The sequence below is a fragment of the Streptomyces sp. NBC_01089 genome (genome assembly GCF_045162975.1).
GTDB lineage: Bacteria > Actinomycetota > Actinomycetes > Streptomycetales > Streptomycetaceae > Streptomyces.
In genome coordinates this window covers 724580-741514 of record NZ_CP108660.1, presented here as the reverse complement: position 1 = coordinate 741514, position 16935 = coordinate 724580, and the positions used below count along the sequence as shown (strand labels likewise).

General features: G+C 72.0%; 14 protein-coding genes. 12 read left to right on the top strand and 2 right to left on the bottom strand.

The features are described 5' to 3' along the window. Positions 1-6: 6 nt before the first annotated feature. Positions 7-1239 (bottom strand): MFS transporter, encoded by a 1233-nt coding sequence (locus OG510_RS03370; RefSeq protein ID WP_406135143.1) that lies wholly within the window; start codon positions 1237-1239, stop codon positions 7-9. 73 nt (positions 1240-1312) lie between these two features. On the opposite strand from OG510_RS03370, the gene OG510_RS03365 reads away from it, so the two are divergent. Then, positions 1313-2086: a helix-turn-helix domain-containing protein gene (locus OG510_RS03365; protein ID WP_406135142.1), complete on the top strand. Its 774-nt coding sequence runs from the start codon at positions 1313-1315 to the stop codon at positions 2084-2086. 49 nt (positions 2087-2135) lie between these two features. Here OG510_RS03365 and OG510_RS03360 read toward each other — a convergent pair whose 3' ends face one another. Continuing rightward, on the bottom strand, positions 2136-2552 hold the full coding sequence (locus tag OG510_RS03360; protein ID WP_406135141.1) for an SH3 domain-containing protein: 417 nt from the start codon (positions 2550-2552) through the stop codon (positions 2136-2138). Positions 2553-2844: 292 nt separating this feature from the next. Between OG510_RS03360 and OG510_RS03355 the strand changes: the two genes are divergently transcribed. The 11 genes from OG510_RS03355 (at position 2845) to OG510_RS03305 (ending at position 16918) form a co-directional block, all read left to right on the top strand. Continuing rightward, complete coding sequence (locus OG510_RS03355; RefSeq protein ID WP_406135139.1) at positions 2845-4299, top strand: SDR family NAD(P)-dependent oxidoreductase; 1455 nt, start codon at positions 2845-2847, stop codon at positions 4297-4299. 280 nt (positions 4300-4579) lie between these two features. Then, the gene (locus OG510_RS03350; protein ID WP_203600357.1) at positions 4580-4780 is read left to right on the top strand and encodes a hypothetical protein; all 201 of its coding nucleotides are present in this window, start codon (positions 4580-4582) and stop codon (positions 4778-4780) included. Between the two features lie 211 nt (positions 4781-4991). Continuing rightward, the gene (locus OG510_RS03345) at positions 4992-7379 is read left to right on the top strand and encodes an alpha-L-fucosidase (RefSeq protein ID WP_406135138.1); all 2388 of its coding nucleotides are present in this window, start codon (positions 4992-4994) and stop codon (positions 7377-7379) included. A gap of 125 nt (positions 7380-7504) precedes the next feature. After that, positions 7505-9577, top strand: a complete 2073-nt coding sequence (locus tag OG510_RS03340) for a SpoIIE family protein phosphatase (protein ID WP_406135137.1) — start codon at positions 7505-7507, stop codon at positions 9575-9577. Positions 9578-9718: 141 nt separating this feature from the next. Further along, the gene (locus tag OG510_RS03335) at positions 9719-11095 is read left to right on the top strand and encodes a wax ester/triacylglycerol synthase family O-acyltransferase (protein ID WP_406142290.1); all 1377 of its coding nucleotides are present in this window, start codon (positions 9719-9721) and stop codon (positions 11093-11095) included. A gap of 19 nt (positions 11096-11114) precedes the next feature. Next, entirely contained in the window at positions 11115-12071 is a 957-nt protein-coding gene (locus OG510_RS03330; RefSeq protein ID WP_406142289.1) for an aldo/keto reductase, read from the top strand. Positions 12072-12077: 6 nt separating this feature from the next. Then, positions 12078-12917, top strand: coding sequence for an amidohydrolase family protein (locus OG510_RS03325; protein WP_406135136.1), 840 nt, complete (start codon positions 12078-12080; stop codon positions 12915-12917). Positions 12918-12972: 55 nt separating this feature from the next. Further along, positions 12973-13728, top strand: a complete 756-nt coding sequence (locus tag OG510_RS03320) for a LytR/AlgR family response regulator transcription factor (protein WP_406135135.1) — start codon at positions 12973-12975, stop codon at positions 13726-13728. A gap of 156 nt (positions 13729-13884) precedes the next feature. Beyond that, positions 13885-14247 carry a hypothetical protein gene (locus OG510_RS03315; protein WP_406135134.1) on the top strand — a complete coding sequence of 121 codons (363 nt, stop codon included), beginning with the start codon at positions 13885-13887 and terminating at the stop codon, positions 14245-14247. Next, entirely contained in the window at positions 14244-15734 is a 1491-nt protein-coding gene (locus tag OG510_RS03310; protein ID WP_406135133.1) for a cation acetate symporter, read from the top strand. The genes OG510_RS03315 and OG510_RS03310 overlap by 4 nt, the downstream gene beginning before the upstream one ends. After that, a complete protein-coding gene (locus tag OG510_RS03305) occupies positions 15731-16918 on the top strand; it encodes a histidine kinase (protein ID WP_406135132.1) in 1188 nt (395 codons plus the stop codon). The genes OG510_RS03310 and OG510_RS03305 overlap by 4 nt, the downstream gene beginning before the upstream one ends. The last annotated feature ends 17 nt before the right edge of the window (positions 16919-16935 follow it).

The window sequence follows — 16935 nt, the reverse complement described above, 5'->3', positions numbered from 1 at the left end:
GCCGGATCAGGCGCCCGGGGGCGGGCGGTCCCCGTCGCGTGCGGGCAGTACCCCCACGACCAGTCCGGCCACGGCCGCGACCGCTCCGGTGCCCGCCACCGCGGGCCAGCCGCCGGCCGCCCAGGCCAGCGAACCCACCAGCGACCCCAGCGCGATCCCGAGGAAGCGGAAGGTGAAGTACAGGGTGTTGAGACGGCTGTGGACGCGCGGCTCCAGCGTGAACAGCACGGTCTGGCTGACGGCCTGACCGCCCCAGACCCCCACATCGAGCACGATCACCCCGGCCACCAGCCACCAGAAGCCGGTGCCTCCCGGCAGCAGGATCAGCCACCCCGCGATGACCAGGCCGATCAGCGCCGCCAGCGCACCGCGCCGGCCGATCCGGTCGGCCAGCCGCCCCGCGAACGGCGAGAGCAGCGCGCTGGCCGCGGCGACAAGACCGAACAGCCCGACGCCGGTCGGGCCGACGCGGTAGTGCTGCTCCAGCAGGAAGGTCAGCGTGGTCCAGAAAGCGCCGAACGCGATCCCGACCAGCGCCCCCGACACGGTGATCCGGCGGACCAGCGGGTGGGCCAGGAAGAGGCGCGGCAGCGAGGAGAGCGTGGCGCGGTACGAGGCGGCCCCCGCGGCGGGCGGAACGTACGGCAGGGCCCCGCGCAGTACGAGCACCAGCGCCAGGGTCAGCAGACAGGAGCACCCGAACACGGCCCGCCAGCCCGCCAGTTCGGCCAGCGAGCCCGCATAGGCACGGGACGCCAGCACTCCCACCAGCAGACCCCCCTGCACGGTGCCCACGATCCGTCCCGCGCCCGGCCCGGCCCCGCCGCCACCCGCCAGGGCCACGGCGAGCGGAGTGACCAGCTGCGGGACCGGCGACAGCAGACCGACCGCGAAGCCCGCGACGACGAGCCAGCCCAGCGAAGGCGCCAGCGCGCACCCGGCGAGCGCGACGGCCGACGCCGTACCGAGCCCGAGGATCAGCCGCCGCCGGTCGTGGCTGTCACCGGCCGGCACCAGCAGCAGGATGCCCGCCGCATAGCCGAGCTGGGTGGCGGTGGGAACGGCGGCGAGCGCGTCGGGCCCGGCCCGGAGCGAGGCCGCAGCCGCGCCCATGAGCGGCTGGCTGAGATACACATTGGCGGCCGTGACGGCGCTGGTAGCGGTGAGCAGCAGGGTGAGCCGCCCGGCCCGGACCCCGCTCGCACCGTCCTGGCCTGCGGAAACGTTGGATTCGATCACATAGGCCGACGTTAGGGCGGGCACCCGCTGGCATACTTTCTCCGGTACGCCAATGTCTATCGAGAATGCGCCAATGTACGGGAAGAGCGAGCTGCGCGACGACTACCAGTCGGTTCCCCGGCCCCTGGCCGCGATGGCCAGGGACCTGCCCGACGGCCACCACATCCCGCCGCACCACCACCGGCGTGCCCAGCTGATCTACGGCACGAGCGGCGCCATCACCGTGGTCACCCCTCATGGGGCCTGGGTCGTCCCGGCCACCCGCGGTGTCTGGGTGCCGGCCGGTCTGACCCATGAGATGAGCTGCGCGGGCGCGGTCGCGATGCGCACCCTGTACATCGAGCCCCAGCCCCACCTGCCCCGGGAGCCGACCGTCGTCTCGGTGTCACCGCTGCTGCGCGAACTGATCGAGGAGGCCGCGCGGCTGCCCGTGGAGTACGAACCGGAGAGCCGCGACGGCAAGGTCATGGAGCTGCTGCTGCTCCAGCTGACCCCGCACCCGGTCCCGGCCCTGCATCTGCCCGCCCCGGCGGACGCGGGTCTGGAGCCGCTGTGCGCGGCCGTCGTACGGGACCCCGGCGCCCCCTGGCGTACGCGGGAGGCCGCGGCCTTCGCGCATCTCAGCCCGCGCACGCTGCAGCGCAGATTCCCGGCCGCAACGGGAATGAGCCTGGCCCGCTGGGTTCAGCAGGCCAGGCTCATTCACGCGGTCACACTTCTCGCCAGGGGAGTGGCGGTCACGTCGGTGTCCGGCGCTCTGGGTTATGCGACACCGAGCGCCTTCACCGCGATGTTCCGCCGTGCACTCGGTACCAGCCCCACCGGTTACTTCACCCCGGGGCGCTGAGCGCGCCGGGGTGCCGAACACCCCGGACGCGCTCGGCGGAAGGGGCTGATCAGCCCTTGGCGCCCTTCGGCACCGAGTTGAGCATCTCGCGGCTGCTCTTCTGGACGTCCTTGCAGTAGTTCACGTAGCCCGTGTTGTCCACGTAGCGCGCCGAGATCCAGGTGTTGGAGTCACGGAGCAGGTACCAGATGGTGTTGCCGTCGATGTTCTGGGCGCGCACCTTGCACCGCAGGCCCACCTGCTTGTGGTTCGGCAGCGAGCCCCGTACGGACGAGTCCGTGCTGGGGTACATGCGCTGGATCAGGCCGGTGGGGGAGGTGACCGTGCCGTAGGGGCGCGGCGGGGCGGCCTGGGCCGGGGCGGCTGCCATGAGGGTGGCTCCGAGGGTCAGGGCGGTGGTCAGCGCGCCTGCGCCCGCGATGACGTTCCGGCCGCGGACGGTACGGAGGACAGCGGTTGTGGACAAGGGGTTCTCCTGTTTCTTGAAGCGCAATGACACTCATTGGCGCGAGTGGGACATTACGCCGCAAAGTGCCCAACGAGCGGGCGAACACGCGGTGTTGGGCCGAACGTGTGAGGCCGGAATCCGGCCGCCGCCGGGCGGTGGAGGCGGGCGGGCCGCCGACGGGGCCCGCAGGGTGTAGGGTCGCCAGTTTTGGCTTCCCGCTCCGCTGCGTATATCTTCGTCAGTTGGTCGATGGCCGACTGCTGACCTGGGGCTCTGCTGACCTCGGGCTGGGGAACACAGAGGAACGACGATGACGGTGACAGAGGACAGCCAGGCATTCGGTCCCGGCATCGATCCTGAGCGGCTGGCTCTCTGCCTCAGCGTGCTCGACGAGCTGGAGAAGATCGAGGTCGACCACCCGGACGCCGTCGCGGTGCGCCGCGCCACCGCCGGGGTCTACCGCACGGTCAAGCAGCGCCGCCGCCAGGAGCGCCGCGCCGCCAAGACCGCCCACGACAAGGCCGTCACGGAAGCCACCGCGACCGGCTCCGCCGAGCGCATCGACGACGAGACACAGGGTGTGCTGCCCTCCTCCCGGGCCCAGGGCGACATCGCGGGCATACTCCAGCGCCCGCGGTCCTGCTACATCTGCAAGACCCGGTACGTCGAGGTCGACGTCTTCTACCACCAGCTCTGCCGCGACTGCGCCGCGGAGAACCGCGCGCGCCGCGACGCCCGTACCGACCTCACCGGCCGGCGGGCCCTGCTCACCGGCGGCCGGGCCAAGATCGGCATGTACATCGCGCTGCGGCTGCTGCGCGACGGCGCCCACACCACCATCACCACCCGCTTTCCGAAGGACGCGGTCCGCCGCTTCAAGGCGATGCCCGACAGCGACGAGTGGATCCACCGGCTGAAGGTCGTCGGCATCGATCTGCGCGACCCCGCCCAGGTCGTCGCCCTCGCCGACTCGGTCGCCGCCGACGGCCCGCTCGACATCCTGATCAACAACGCCGCGCAGACGGTGCGCCGCTCCCCGCAGGCGTACAGCGAACTGATCGCCGCCGAGACCGCGCCCCTGCCCGCGGGCGAGCTGCCCTCGTCTCAGGTCATCGGCGCCTTCGGCAGCGGGGCGCAGGTCTCGCTGCCCAGCGCGCGGCCCGGCGGCCTGAGCGCCCAGGACGTGGCCGAGCTCGCGCTGGTCACCGGCTCGGCCTCACCCGCGCGGATCGAGGCGGGCACCGCGATCGACGCCGGCGGACTCGTGCCCGATCTGCACGACACCAACAGCTGGATCCAGACCGTCGAGGAGGTCGACGCGGTCGAGCTGCTCGAAGTCCAGCTCTGCAACTCCACGGCGCCGTTCATCCTGATCAGCCGGCTGCGCCCGGCGATGGCGGCAGCGGCGGCAGGCCGGACCTATGTGGTGAACGTGTCCGCGATGGAGGGCGTCTTCAGCCGCGGCTACAAGGGCGCAGGCCACCCGCACACCAACATGGCCAAGGCCGCGCTGAACATGCTGACCCGCACCAGCGGCCAGGAGATGTTCGAGTCCGACGGCATTCTGATGACCGCGGTCGACACCGGCTGGATCACCGACGAGCGCCCGCACCCCGACAAGATGCGCCTCGCCGACGAGGGATTCCACGCGCCGCTGGACCTGATCGACGGCGCCGCCCGGGTCTACGACCCCATCGTGCGCGGCGAGGCGGGCGAAGACCTGCACAGCGTCTTCCTCAAGGACTACGCCCCCGCGAACTGGTAGGGACACCGGCTCTCCCCGGCGGCCTCCTTCCCGGGGTGCCGCCGGGCTGATTCGAGCCGATGATGGCCGGATGGAAGTCCCTCTGAACGGAAGGCAAAGAAAACTTGGCCATCCGACTGTCGTCCCTATCGAGCGGAACCCCGCTCATTTGGTTACTCTGATGCGGACGGACAGTCGATGGGGTTCCACCAAATCTCTCGTCCCGTCCTGGGACAGGCACGCACCACGGCCGCGGTCCCGCCAGGAAACCGGCGCCACCGCGTCCGAACTGCCCCTGTCCATGCGGTTACGCGACACAAAGGAGTGCGCGGTGACATCAGAGACCATCACGAAGCGCGAGCAGCGCCCGGCAGAACGTACCGGGACTGTCCGGCCCGAGAAGCTTCTCAATCTCGACGTCTGGGCCAGGTCGGCCCCGATCCGGCTGGCCGGCTACGAGGACGACCTCGCCGAGCCCCACATCCTGCAGGGGATCGACTGACCGACCGCTGCACGCACGCCCGACGGCCCGCTCCGCACCCGGAGCGGGCCGTTCGCGTGGCGCGAGCGGACGGGCGGACGGTTCGCGGCAGAAGGCGGGGAAGGCATCCGATGTCTGGTGGGGGATTATTTCTCGGGTTATTTCTCTGTGCGGTGTTCTGCGCTGTGAGGTGTATTGACAGGCACTCGTCATGCTCCAATCATCGGACCTCATGACCGAACTTCCAAGACGCCATGTACTCGGAATGACGGCGGGGGCGGCAGTCGGCGCCGCCCTGCTCGCCCCGGCCACGGCCGACGCGGACACCGGCACCCCGGGGGCCAGGCCCCCCGGTGCGGCAGCGGCGGCTCCCGCCGCACGGACGAAGGGCGACTGGGGTGCGGTCCCGGCCGCGGTCCCCGTACCGCTCGACCAGTGGTACGACAACGACGGCATCGATACCGCGGACGCCCGCGGCGGCGACTTCGACGGCTCCGGCTACACCTTCCCCGGCGAGGAACTGCCCTCCGGTGCAGTCCAGTTGAACGGCACCGCGTTCGATTTCCCGGCCGCGACCGCCGGGGCCAAGAACAACATCGTCGCCCTCGGGCAGCGGCTGGACCTGCCCAGGGGGCGCTATCTGTCCGGATCGTTCCTCGTCGCGTGCAGCTACGGGGAGGCGTCCGGGCAGGCGACCCTGCACTACGCGGACGGCTCCACCGGCACCGCCGGCCTCGGCGGACCCGACTGGTACACCGGCAGCGGTCCGCTCTCCGCCCCCTACCGCTACACACCGTCCGGCGAGAAGGACCAGCACCAGGTCGCCATCGGGCTCTCCGAACTCGCGGTGGACGCCACCCGGGAACTGGTGGGGATCACCCTGCCGAAGACCGGTCCCGCCGAGGCTGACAAGGCGGCACTGCATGTCTTCGCCCTCTCGCTCCAGCCCGCGGCCGAGGGCCGGGCGCTGACCGTGCGGGACGCCCACTCCACCACCGCCCTGCTCGACTCGGGCGCCCAGAGCGTCGAGGCCACCGTCGTGAACGCGGGCACCGTCGCGGTGCTCGGCTCCGACGCGCTCACGCTCTCCGTCGACGTCCAGGGCGCTCGTACGGTCGTCCCCGCGCGCGTGCCGCGGCTCGCGCCCGGCGACCAGGCCAGGGTGCGGATCGGCATCCGCAGCAAGCCAGGGGTGAAGCCCGGCACCGCGCGCGACGGCCGGGTCGTGGCACACGGCCGCGGGTCCGACGCGGCCGCGGCGGCGAGCAGGCTCACCCTCGGCGTACCGGAGTTCGAGGCCACCGACGCCTCGCTCTCCACCCACCGGGCGCCGTACTGGTTCCAGGACGCCAAATTCGGGATCTTCATCCACTGGGGTGTCTACTCCGTGCCCGCCTGGGCGCCGGTCGGCAAGCAGTACGCCGAGTGGTACTGGAACCAGATGCAGGACCCCAGCAACCCCACGTACACGCACCATCGCGACGTCTACGGCGAGAACTTCAACTACGACGACTTCATCCCGCGGTTCACGGCGGAGAAGTTCGACCCACGCTCCTGGGTCGAGCTGTTCCGGGACGCCGGCGCGAAGTACCACGTCCTCACCTCCAAGCACCACGAGGGCTTCGCGCTGTGGGACACCAAGGTCTCCGACCGCAACGCCGTGAAGATGGGGCCGGGGCGCGACCTGGTCAAGGAGCTGTTCGACGCCTCCCGCCGGTACGCGCCCGAGCTGCACCGGGGGCTGTACTTCTCGATGCCCGAGTGGTTCAACCCGGACAACCCCTGGAGCGGGGACCTCTACCCGCCGCGCAACCCGTACACCCTGGAGCCCGTCCCGTACACCGGCTACACCGCGGGCAAGGACTACATCAAGGACTACCAGGCCCCGCAGATGCTGGAGCTCATCCACAACTACGACACCGAGCTGCTCTGGTGCGACATCGGCGGGCCGAACGACAGCCACCGGGTGATGGCCGAGTACTACAACAACGCCAAGGACCGGGCCCGGCCGATCGGGGTCGCCGTCAACAACCGCTCCGGCATCGGACCGCACGACTTCACGACCCCCGAGTACACCACCTACGACCAGATCGTCACCGACAAGTGGGAGGCCAGCCGGGGGCTCGATCCGTACAGCTACGGCTACAACCAGGCCACCCCCGACAGCATGTATATGTCGGCGGAGGAGATCGTCCACACGATCGTCGACACATCGAGCAAGAACGGCAACTTCCTGCTCGACATCGGGCCGCGCGCGGACGGCACCATCCCGGAGATCATGCAGACCAGGCTGCGGCAGACCGGAAAATGGCTGGAGGTCAACGGCGAGGCCATCCACGGCAGCACCTACTGGGCGCGGATGCCGCAGCTCGGTGACGATCTGCGCTTCACGGTCCGGCCGGGCAAGGCGTTCTACATCCACTCGCTGGTCCGGCCGGGCGCCACGCTCACCGTCGGGGCGCCGGTGCCGATCCGCAGCGGGGACAGGGTCACCATGCTCGGGTACCGCAGGCCGCTCACCTGGCGCACCAAGGGGGACAGTCTGGTGATCGACGTACCCGCGGGGGCGCGCTCCGCCGGTGAGTACGCCTGGGTCTTCCGGATCGAGCAGAGCGGGTAGCTGCCGCACCGGGTCCGGGAGCGGTTCCCGGATCCGGTCCCCGCCCCGGCAGGAATCGAACTGGTATTCGGTAATGGAAGGCGAGACCTCTCGAAGAATTGGACAAACCATGACAGAGTGAGCGCATGGTTGAACGGGCACAGGGCGCCCTGTCGCTACCGTCGGACTGGCCCGCCCACCCGGATCTGAGCCTTGCCCTCAACCGCATGGGCAGCTTCGACTGGGATCTCGACACCGGGCTGATGCACCTCGATCAGGCCGCCCTCGACGTGTTCGACCTCTACGCCGACGAGTACGACGGCCGCCCCGAGACGCTCTCCCGCCGGGTGCCGCCCGACGAGTCGGGCCGGCTGGACGCCATGGTCTCCCAGGCGCTCAAGAGCGGCGCCACCTTCTACGGCGCGTACTTCCGGATCCGCCGCCGTGACGGCGCTCTGCGGTGGACCCATACGCAGGGCGTCGTCCGGCGCGATGTCTCCGGCCGCCCGCACCGGATCATCGGCATCGTCCGGCACGCGGCCCAGGAACTCGCGGACGCCTCGGTCCGCGTCGCCATGGACGACGAAGGCCGGCGGAGAACCAGCGTCGTGGCCGGCACCACAGCGGCCCTGGCCCACGCCAGGACCGTCCAGGACGTCACCGATGTGCTCAACGACTCCCGGGGACTCGAATATCTCGGCGCCACCAGCGTGGTGATGGGGCTCGTCGAGGGCGGCCGGATCCGGCTGGTCGCGGACGGGCCCGAGGGGAGCTTCGTGCCCGGCACCCGCTACACCCGGGTGGACGAGCAGTTCCCGATGGGTGAGGTGATCCGCACCTTCGCACCCCGCTTCATCGAGTCCGCGCACGACTTCGCCGTCTCGTACCCCCGGCTCTGGCCCCACATCAAGAGCCTCGGCATCACATCCGCCGCCTATCTGCCGCTGATCGCGCAGGCCAGGCCGATCGGCGCGATCGGGCTGCTCTACCGCGACAAGGTCGGCTTCAGCACGGAAGAGCGGGACCTGCTGATCGCGCTCGGCAGCTCCATCGGGCAGAGCCTCCAGCGCGCGATGCTCTACGAGCAGGAGCACGACCTCGCCCAGGGGCTCCAGCAGGCCATGCTGCCGCGCCGGATACCCGAGGTCGCCGGCGGACAGGTGGCGGTCCGCTACCGCTCCGCCGGGACGAGCCGTGACATCGGCGGCGACTGGTACGACGTGATCCCGCTGCCCAGCGGCAGATTCGGCATGGTCATCGGCGACGTACAGGGGCACGACACCCACGCGGCCGCCGTCATGGGACAGCTGCGTATCGTGCTGCGGGCGTACGCGGCCGAGGGGCACAGCCCGGCGACCGTGATCGCACGGGCATCCGACTTCCTGCACCAGCTGGACACCGACCGCTTCGCGACCTGTCTGTACGCGGAGGTGGACCTGGCCACCGGGGTTGTCCAGCTCGTCCGCGCCGGGCACGTCGACCCACTGCTGCGGGCGCCCGACGGGACCTGTCGCCGGGTGCCGGTGGATGGCGGGCTGCCGCTGGGGCTCTCGGCCGAGTTCGGCCGGCTCGACTACCCGGTCGCCACCCTGGAGCTCGACCCGGACCACACCCTCCTGCTCTTCACGGACGGACTGGTGGAGGAGCCGGGCGCCGACCTGGGCGACGGCATGCGACGGCTGACGAATCTGGTCAAGGCGGGCCCCCGGGACCTCCAGCTCCTCGCGGACCAGCTGTGCGAGGTGGTCGACGACTGGGGCGGCACCGACGACGTCGCGCTGCTCCTGCTGCGCAGACACGGGCTGGAGGCCCCGCAGAACGGCGGCAGGCTCCAGCAGCGCGTGGCCCAGTCCGATCCCGAAGCGCTCACCGCCGCGCGCCACATGGTCAGGGCGGCGGTCCGGGCCTGGGGTGCGGCGGAGCGCGCCGACGACATCGAGCTGGCCGCCGACGAGCTGATGACCAACGCCCTGATGCACACGGAGGGCGGAGCGGTGATCACCCTCAGGGTGCTCTCCCGGCCGCACCGCAGACTGCGCGTCGAGGTCGACGACGCGTCGAGCGCGCTGCCGCGCCTGCGGGACGCGGCGGAGACGGAGGTCTCGGGGCGGGGGCTGATGCTGGTGGAGCGGCTCACGGACCGGTGGGGGGTCGAGTCACGGGGCGGCGGCAAGTGCGTCTGGGGTGAATTCGCGGTACCGGACAGGACGTCGATGTGATGGATACCCATTGGTAACTGTCAGTATCGAGATCACACTTGACCGTAACTGACCATGGAGTCCGACTGCCGTACCCGGGTGTCTGCCGACGGCATCGCGGCCCCGGAATCGGCACCGGCTCCCGACGACATCGAGGATCTGTTGAGCTCCGAGCTGCTGGCCCCGCTTGATCTCGCGTTCTGGCACCTCGAATCCGCCGAGCACCCCATGCACCTGGGTGCCCTCGCGGTGTTCGGGCCCGGTCCCGCTCCCTCCCCTGGCCCCGGGGAGGTCATGGACCTGCTGGCGGAGCGCGCCGCCGCGATCCCCCGGCTGCGGATGTGTGTGCGCCCCGTGCTGCTGCCGCTCGGCGGCGCCGCCTGGTCCGAGGACAGGCACTTCGACGTACGCCGCCACGTACGGCACGCCGTTCTGCCGGACGGTGACTTCGCCGCCGGGGCCAACCGGCTCGCGGGTGAGCTGATGGAGCGGCCGCTGGAACGCGGGCGCCCGCCCTGGGAGATGTACGTACTGACCGGGCGCGCGGGCGACCCCTTCGCGGTCCTGGTCAAGCTGCACCACGCGCTGGCCGACGGGATGCGGGCCGTCGCGATCGGCGCCGGGATCTTCGACCAGATCGCGGGCGGGAACGGCGCGGGCGGCAGGCGGCCGCGCCCGGTTCCGCCGCGCTCCTGGCTGCCGGGTCCCGGCCAGTTCGCGGGGTTCGCCAGGGAACGGATCGAGGAGCTGGGCCGGGCCGTGGGGATCGGGGCCTCCGTCATGCGGGCGAGCCGCATCGACCTGTGGGGCGGATCCGCGCTGGCCGCGAGCTCCAGCGGCACCCGGCGGCTCGCCACCGCGGTGCTCGACCAGGACGAGGTGCTGAGGGTGCGCAGAGAGGCGGGCGGCACCTCCAACGATGTGCTGCTCGCGGTGGTCGCGGGCGGGCTGCGCCGCTGGATGCTGGAGCGCGGTGAGCGGCTGCCGGGCGCCGATCCGCGCGCCCTGGTCCCGGTGTCCAGGCGCCGCCCCGGCGCCCCTGCGGGCTCGGCCAACAAGCTGTCCGCGTACCTCCTCGGCCTGCCGGTATCCGACCCCGACCCCTGGCGGCGGCTCGACCGCGTGCGGGCCGCCATGAACCGCAACAAGGCGGCGGGGCCCGCACGCGGCGCGGGCGCGGTGGCCGTACTGGCCGACCGGCTCCCGCCGCTGGCCCACCGGGTGGGCGCCCAACTGGCCGGGAACGCGGCGCGGATGCTCTTCGACGTCCTGGTGACCAGCGTGCCGCTGCCGCGCTCGACGCTGTCGCTCGGCGGCTGTCCGCTCCGGGCGCTCTACCCGCTGGCGCCGCTCGCCCACGGGCAGTCCCTCGCCGTCGCGCTCTCCGCCTACGGCGGGCGGGTCCATATCGGCCTGGTCGCGGACGGGAAGGCGGTGCCGGACGCGGAGCGGCTCGCCCGGTGTTTCTCGGACGAGCTGACCGAACTGCTGAAAGTAACGGACGAGAGATCAGGCAGGGGTGTTGACGCCCTGAAGTGATCCGATGAATATTCGTCTCATGCGGCGCAACAAGATCGGCAACAGTACGGTCGGCACCACCGAACTGTCCTTCGGGGCGGCCGGGATCGGCAATCTCTTCACCCCGGTGGACCCGGCGGCGGCCAGGGCGGCGGTCGACGCCGCCTGGGAGGCGGGGATCCGGTACTTCGACACGGCCCCGCACTACGGGCTCGGCCTCTCCGAGCGCAGGCTCGGCGAAGCGCTGCGCGAGCGGCCACGCGACGCGTACGTGATATCCAGCAAGGTCGGACGACTGCTGGAACCGGGGCCGGGTGAAGGCGATGACCTCGCCCACGGGTTCGCCGTCCCCGCCGACCGTCACCGGGTCTGGGACTTCAGCGCGGACGGGGTACGGCGCAGCATCGAGGACAGCCTGGTACGGCTCGGCACCGACCGGATCGACATCGCCTATCTGCACGACCCTGACGACCACGCCGACGACGCCTTCCGGCACGGCTACCCGGCGCTGGAGCAGCTGCGCTCCGAGGGGGTGGTCGGCGCGATCGGCGCCGGGATGAACCAGACCGCGATGCTCACCCGCTTCCTCCGCGACACCGATGCCGACGTGGTCCTGTGCGCCGGGCGCTGCACCCTGCTCGACCGGTCCGCGCTCGACGCCCTGCTGCCCGAGGCACAGGCGCGCGGCAGGAGCGTCGTCGTCGGAGGCGTCTTCAACTCCGGCCTGCTGGCCGACCCCAGGCCCGGTGCCCCGTACGACTACGGCGCGGCGCCCGCGGGCGTACTCGACCGGGCGTTGCGGATGAAGGACGTCTGCGGGCGGCGCGGGGTCCCGCTGCGCGCGGCCGCCCTCCAGTTCCCCCGGCGCCAGCCCGCGGTGGCGAGTGTGCTCGTCGGTACCCGCTCGGCCGCCGAGGTGCGTGACGCCGCCGAGATGCTGCGGCTGGACATCCCGGAGGCGCTCTGGGACGAGCTCGCCGAGCTGGGGGAGGGCTGAGAGCCGATGCGGATCATCGACGCCCATCACCATGTGTGGGACCTCGCCGTACGCGACCAGGACTGGATCACCGGCCCTGAACTCGCCCCGCTGCGAAGGGACTTCTACATCAGCGAACTCGCGCCGCAGGCGCGGGCCGCGGGGGTGGCGGCCACCGTCCTCGTCCAGACCGTCACCGTCGCCGACGAGACCCCCGAGTTCCTGGCACTCGCCGGGCGGAGCGACCTGGTCGCCGGTGTCGTCGGCTGGACCGATCTCACCGACCCGGCGATCGCGGACACCCTCGCCGCGCTGCGTGAACTGCCCGGCGGGGACCACCTGGTCGGCATCCGCCACCAGGTGCAGGGCGAACAGGACCCGGGCTGGCTGCTGCGCCCCGACGTCCGGCGCGGGCTCGCCGCCGTCGCTGCGGCCGGGCTGGCCTACGACCTGATCGTCCTCGACCACCAGCTGCCCGTCGCCACCGCCGTCGCCGCGCGCCTGCCCGAACTCACCTTCGTACTCGACCATCTGGGCAAGCCGCCCATCGCAGGCGGCGCGCTCCAGCCCTGGGCATCGGATGTGCGGGCCCTGGCCGCCCGCCCCAACACCGTCTGCAAGCTCTCCGGAATGGTCGCCGAAGCGGGCCCGGACTGGACGGTGGACGGGCTCAGGCCGTACGCCGACACGGTGCTGGAAGCCTTCGGCCCCGGCCGGCTGATGTTCGGCTCCGACTGGCCGGTCTGCACGCTCGGCGCCTCCTACGGTGAAGTTGTCGATACCGCACACCGGTTGACGGACGGGCTGAGCGAGAGCGAGCGCGCCGAGGTGTTCGCGGCCACCGCCGCGCGGGTCTACGGCATCTGAGACCGCACGGCATCACCGCTTCGCCGCACCCGTGTCAGGTCCTACACTCCGGGTCATGCTGCGCGTACTGGCCGTGGACGACGAGGAGCCCGCCCTGGAGGAGCTGCTCTATCTGCTCCGCAGTGACCCCCGGGTCCACAGCGCGGAGGGTGCGCTGAGCGCCACCGAGGCGCTGCGCCGCATCGGCGGGGCGCTCGGCACGGGGGCCGGTGCCGACGCGGCTGCCGTCGATGTGGTCTTCCTCGACATCCACATGGCGGGGCTCACCGGGCTCGACATCGCCCGGCTGCTCGCCGGGTTCACCCGGCCCCCGCTGATCGTCTTCGTCACCGCGCACGAGGGCTTCGCCCTGCAGGCGTTCGACCTCAAGGCCGTCGACTACGTACTGAAACCGGTACGCAGGGAGCGCCTCGCCGAGGCCGTGCGCCGGGTCGCCGAACTCGTCACCGACCGGACGGCCCCCGTCCTGGACGCGGCCGCCGACCAGGTCCCGGTCGAACTCGGCGGTGTCGTACGCTTCGTGGCCGTCTCCGACATCGCCTACGCGGAGGCCCACGGGGACTACGCCCGGCTGCACACCGCCGACGGCAGCCATCTCGTGCGCGTCCCGCTCTCCGCCCTGGAGGAGCGCTGGCGCGCACGCGGGTTCGTACGCATCCACCGCAGCCACCTCGTCGCGCTCGACCGCATCGACGAACTGCGCCTGGACGCGGGCTCCATGAGCGTCCGCGTCGGTGCGGCCGAACTCCAGGTGAGCCGACGCCACGCCAGGGCGCTGCGCGACCGCCTCATGCACCGGCCGGGCCGCTGATCCCGGGCCGCTGAATCCCGGCCGCTGAACCCGGGCCCTGATCCCGGGCCCTGATCCCGGCCGTCGCGCCCCGGCCAGTGGGTTCGGGCCCCCGGACCGTGTGCTCCTTACGCGTTCGGCTGCCGCCGGTACGCCGCGCTGCGTACACTCCGCGCCATGTCCGCAGAGCCGCTACCCCGACGCGAGACCGTGACGGGCCGGCCCCGACGGGTGCGCCCGCTGCCCCGGCACCGGGCGCAGTCCGAGATCGACGAACAGACCGCGCTCGGCGACGCCTACGTACGTTCCCTGATGCGTGGCCAGCTCCGGGCCGGGCTCGGTGCGTTCACACTCGTCGCCCTGCTCGCCGGCACCCTGCCGCTGGCCTTCGCCGCGCTCCGCAGCGACCTGGCCGTCTGGATCGTCCTGGGCCTCGGCGCCTACCCGCTCCTCGTGGGCGTCGCCTGGTGGTACGTCCGCCGCGCTGAGCGCAACGAACAGGACTTCGCCCGCCTCGTGGAAGGCCGCCCCGCACGGTGAGCCGGACGTACGCCGTGGTGGCGGTGGCCGTCGTCGTCCTCGCCACCGTCCTCGTCGGCGGCTTCGGCCTGCGGATCTCCCGGACGACATCCGACTTCTACGTGGCGTCGCGCACCGTGGGCCCCCGGCTCAACGCGGCCGCGATCAGCGGCGAGTACCTCTCCGCCGCCTCCTTCCTCGGGGTCGCGGGACTCGTCCTCGTCCACGGCCCCGACATGCTCTGGTACCCGGTCGGCTACACCGCCGGATATCTGGTCCTGCTGGTGCTCATCGCCGCGCCGCTGCGCCGCTCCGGCGCCTACACCCTGCCCGACTTCGCCGAAGGGCGTCTGGAGTCACGGCAGGTACGCGGTCTGGTCGGGGTGCTCGTCACCGGAGCCGGGTGGCTCTATCTGGTGCCCCAGCTCCAGGGCGCCGGGCTCACCCTGGACATCCTCACCGGGGCGCCCGGCTGGCTCGGCCCGGTGATCGTCGCCGCGGTCGTCGTGCTCTCCGTCGCCGCGGGCGGAATGCGCAGTATCACCTTCGTCCAGGCGTTCCAGTACTGGCTCAAGCTCACCGCCCTGCTGGTCCCCGCGCTCTTCCTGGTGCTCGCCTGGCAGGGCGACGGGCAGCCCCAAGTGCCTTCGGTCGGCCCACGCCTGGCCGTCGCGGCAGGCTTCGACCGCGCCGGTCATCCGCTGTACGCGACCTACGGGCTGATCGTGGCGACCTTCCTCGGCACCATGGGCCTGCCCCATGTCGTCGTCCGCTTCTACACCAGCCCGGACGGCCGCACCGCCCGCCGCACCACGGTCGTGGTCCTCGCACTGATCGGCGCTTTCTATCTGCTGCCCCCGGTGTACGGGGCGCTGGGACGGCTGTACGCGTCGGAGCTTTCCATCGGCGGCGACGCCGACGCGGCCGTGCTGCTGCTGCCGGGCCGGGTGATCGGCGGCACCGGCGGCGCCCTGCTCGGCGCACTCGTCGCGGGCGGTGCGTTCGCCGCGTTCCTGTCCACGGCGTCGGGGCTGACCATGGCGGTCGCCGGGGTCCTCACCCAGGGGGCCCGCGGCATCCGGCACTTCCGCCTCGCCACCCTGCTGGCCATGGGGATCCCGCTCGGCGCCGCCCTGCTGGTCAGCGGTGTACCGGTCGCCGACGCCGTAGGAATGGCCTTCGCCGTCTCCGCCTCGTCCTTCTGCCCGCTGCTCGTCCTCGGCATCTGGTGGCGCCGTCTCACTCCGCCCGGGGCGGTCGCCGGGCTGCTGCTCGGCGGCGGCTCCGCGCTGATCGCCGTGTCGGTGACGATGGGCGGCGGCGTACGGCCGGGCTGGGCGCACGCTCTGCTCGCCTGGCCCGCCGTGTGGTCCGTACCGGTGGGCTTCCTCGCGATGATCCTGGTGTCGCTGGCCACCCCCGGCCGTATCCCGCCGGGCACCAGCGCAGCCATGGCCCGCTTCCATCTGCCGGAGGCGCTGACCGCGGCCCGGGGCGGCGGCCGGTGAGCGGAGCCGCACTGGCCGCGCTGATCGTGCTCGGGCCGCTGCTGGTGGCGGGCGGCTTCCTGCTCGGCCGGCGCACCCGCCCCGCGCCCGGCAGCGGCGTGGGAACGCCGGTCGAGCACGCGACGTTCGAGACCCTGCACGCCGCATCGCTCGCCGCGCCCCCGCTGCGGGCCGGGCTCACCGGGGAGAGCGCCCGCAAGGCCGCACGCCGGCTGCGCTCCCTGCTCGGCACCGACGCCCTCTGCCTCACCGATGGCGAGCGCGTCCTCGCCTGGGACGGCAGCGGCGAACACCACCGCGCCCCCGTCATGGAACAGCTCGGCGCCCTGCTGGAGACCGGCAGGGACCAGGCGTTCAGCAGCGCCTGCGACGATCTGGACTGCCCGCTGCGCTGGGCCGTGGCGGTCCCGCTGACCGTCGACGGCCGGGTGCTCGGCGCGCTCGTCGCCTACGCGCCGCGTGAGTCGGCGGTCCTCGCCCGGGCCGCCGGTGAGGTGGCGCGCTGGGTCTCCGTACAGCTGGAGCTGGCCGAACTCGACCGCTCCCGTACGCAGTTGATCGAAGCGGAGATCAAGGCGCTGCGGGCCCAGATCTCCCCGCACTTCATCTTCAACTCCCTCGCCGCCATCGCCTCGTTCGTCCGCACCGACCCCGAGCGGGCCCGGGAACTGCTCCTTGAGTTCGCCGACTTCACCCGCTACTCCTTCCGGAGCCACGGGGACTTCACCACGCTCGCCGACGAGCTGCACTCCATCGACCAGTACCTGGCCCTGGTGCGGGCCCGCTTCGGCGACCGGCTGGCCGTCACCCTCCAGGTCGCGCCCGAGGTGCTGCCGGTGGCACTGCCCTTCCTCTGTCTGCAGCCGCTCGTCGAGAACGCCGTCAAGCACGGCATCGAAGGGGAGGCGGGCCGGAGCCGCATCACGATCAGCGCACTCGACGCGGGCGCCGAGGCCGAGGTGGTCGTCGAGGACGACGGCGCGGGGATGGAACCGGACCGGCTGCGCCGGATCCTGCGCGGCGACGCAGGGGCCTCGTCCGGTATCGGACTGCTCAATGTGGACGAACGGCTGCGCCAGGTGTTCGGGGACGACTACGGCCTGGTGATCGAGACGGCGCGCGGCGCGGGCATGAAGGTGACGCTGCGCATCCCGAAATACCGTGCGGGCGTGCACGGTTCATGAGCCCGCCGGCGGAAGGG

What these genes read in the sequence shown, in the direction of transcription:
- OG510_RS03365 (WP_406135142.1), top strand. Translation starts at nt 1,313, where the DNA reads ATGTACGGGAAGAGCGAGCTGCGCGACGACTACCAGTCGGTTCCCCGG.
- OG510_RS03355 (WP_406135139.1), top strand. Translation starts at nt 2,845, where the DNA reads ATGACGGTGACAGAGGACAGCCAGGCATTCGGTCCCGGCATCGATCCT.
- OG510_RS03350 (WP_203600357.1), top strand. Translation starts at nt 4,580, where the DNA reads ATGCGGTTACGCGACACAAAGGAGTGCGCGGTGACATCAGAGACCATC.
- OG510_RS03345 (WP_406135138.1), top strand. Translation starts at nt 4,992, where the DNA reads ATGACCGAACTTCCAAGACGCCATGTACTCGGAATGACGGCGGGGGCG.
- OG510_RS03340 (WP_406135137.1), top strand. Translation starts at nt 7,505, where the DNA reads ATGGTTGAACGGGCACAGGGCGCCCTGTCGCTACCGTCGGACTGGCCC.
- OG510_RS03330 (WP_406142289.1), top strand. Translation starts at nt 11,115, where the DNA reads ATGCGGCGCAACAAGATCGGCAACAGTACGGTCGGCACCACCGAACTG.
- OG510_RS03325 (WP_406135136.1), top strand. Translation starts at nt 12,078, where the DNA reads ATGCGGATCATCGACGCCCATCACCATGTGTGGGACCTCGCCGTACGC.
- OG510_RS03320 (WP_406135135.1), top strand. Translation starts at nt 12,973, where the DNA reads ATGCTGCGCGTACTGGCCGTGGACGACGAGGAGCCCGCCCTGGAGGAG.
- OG510_RS03315 (WP_406135134.1), top strand. Translation starts at nt 13,885, where the DNA reads ATGTCCGCAGAGCCGCTACCCCGACGCGAGACCGTGACGGGCCGGCCC.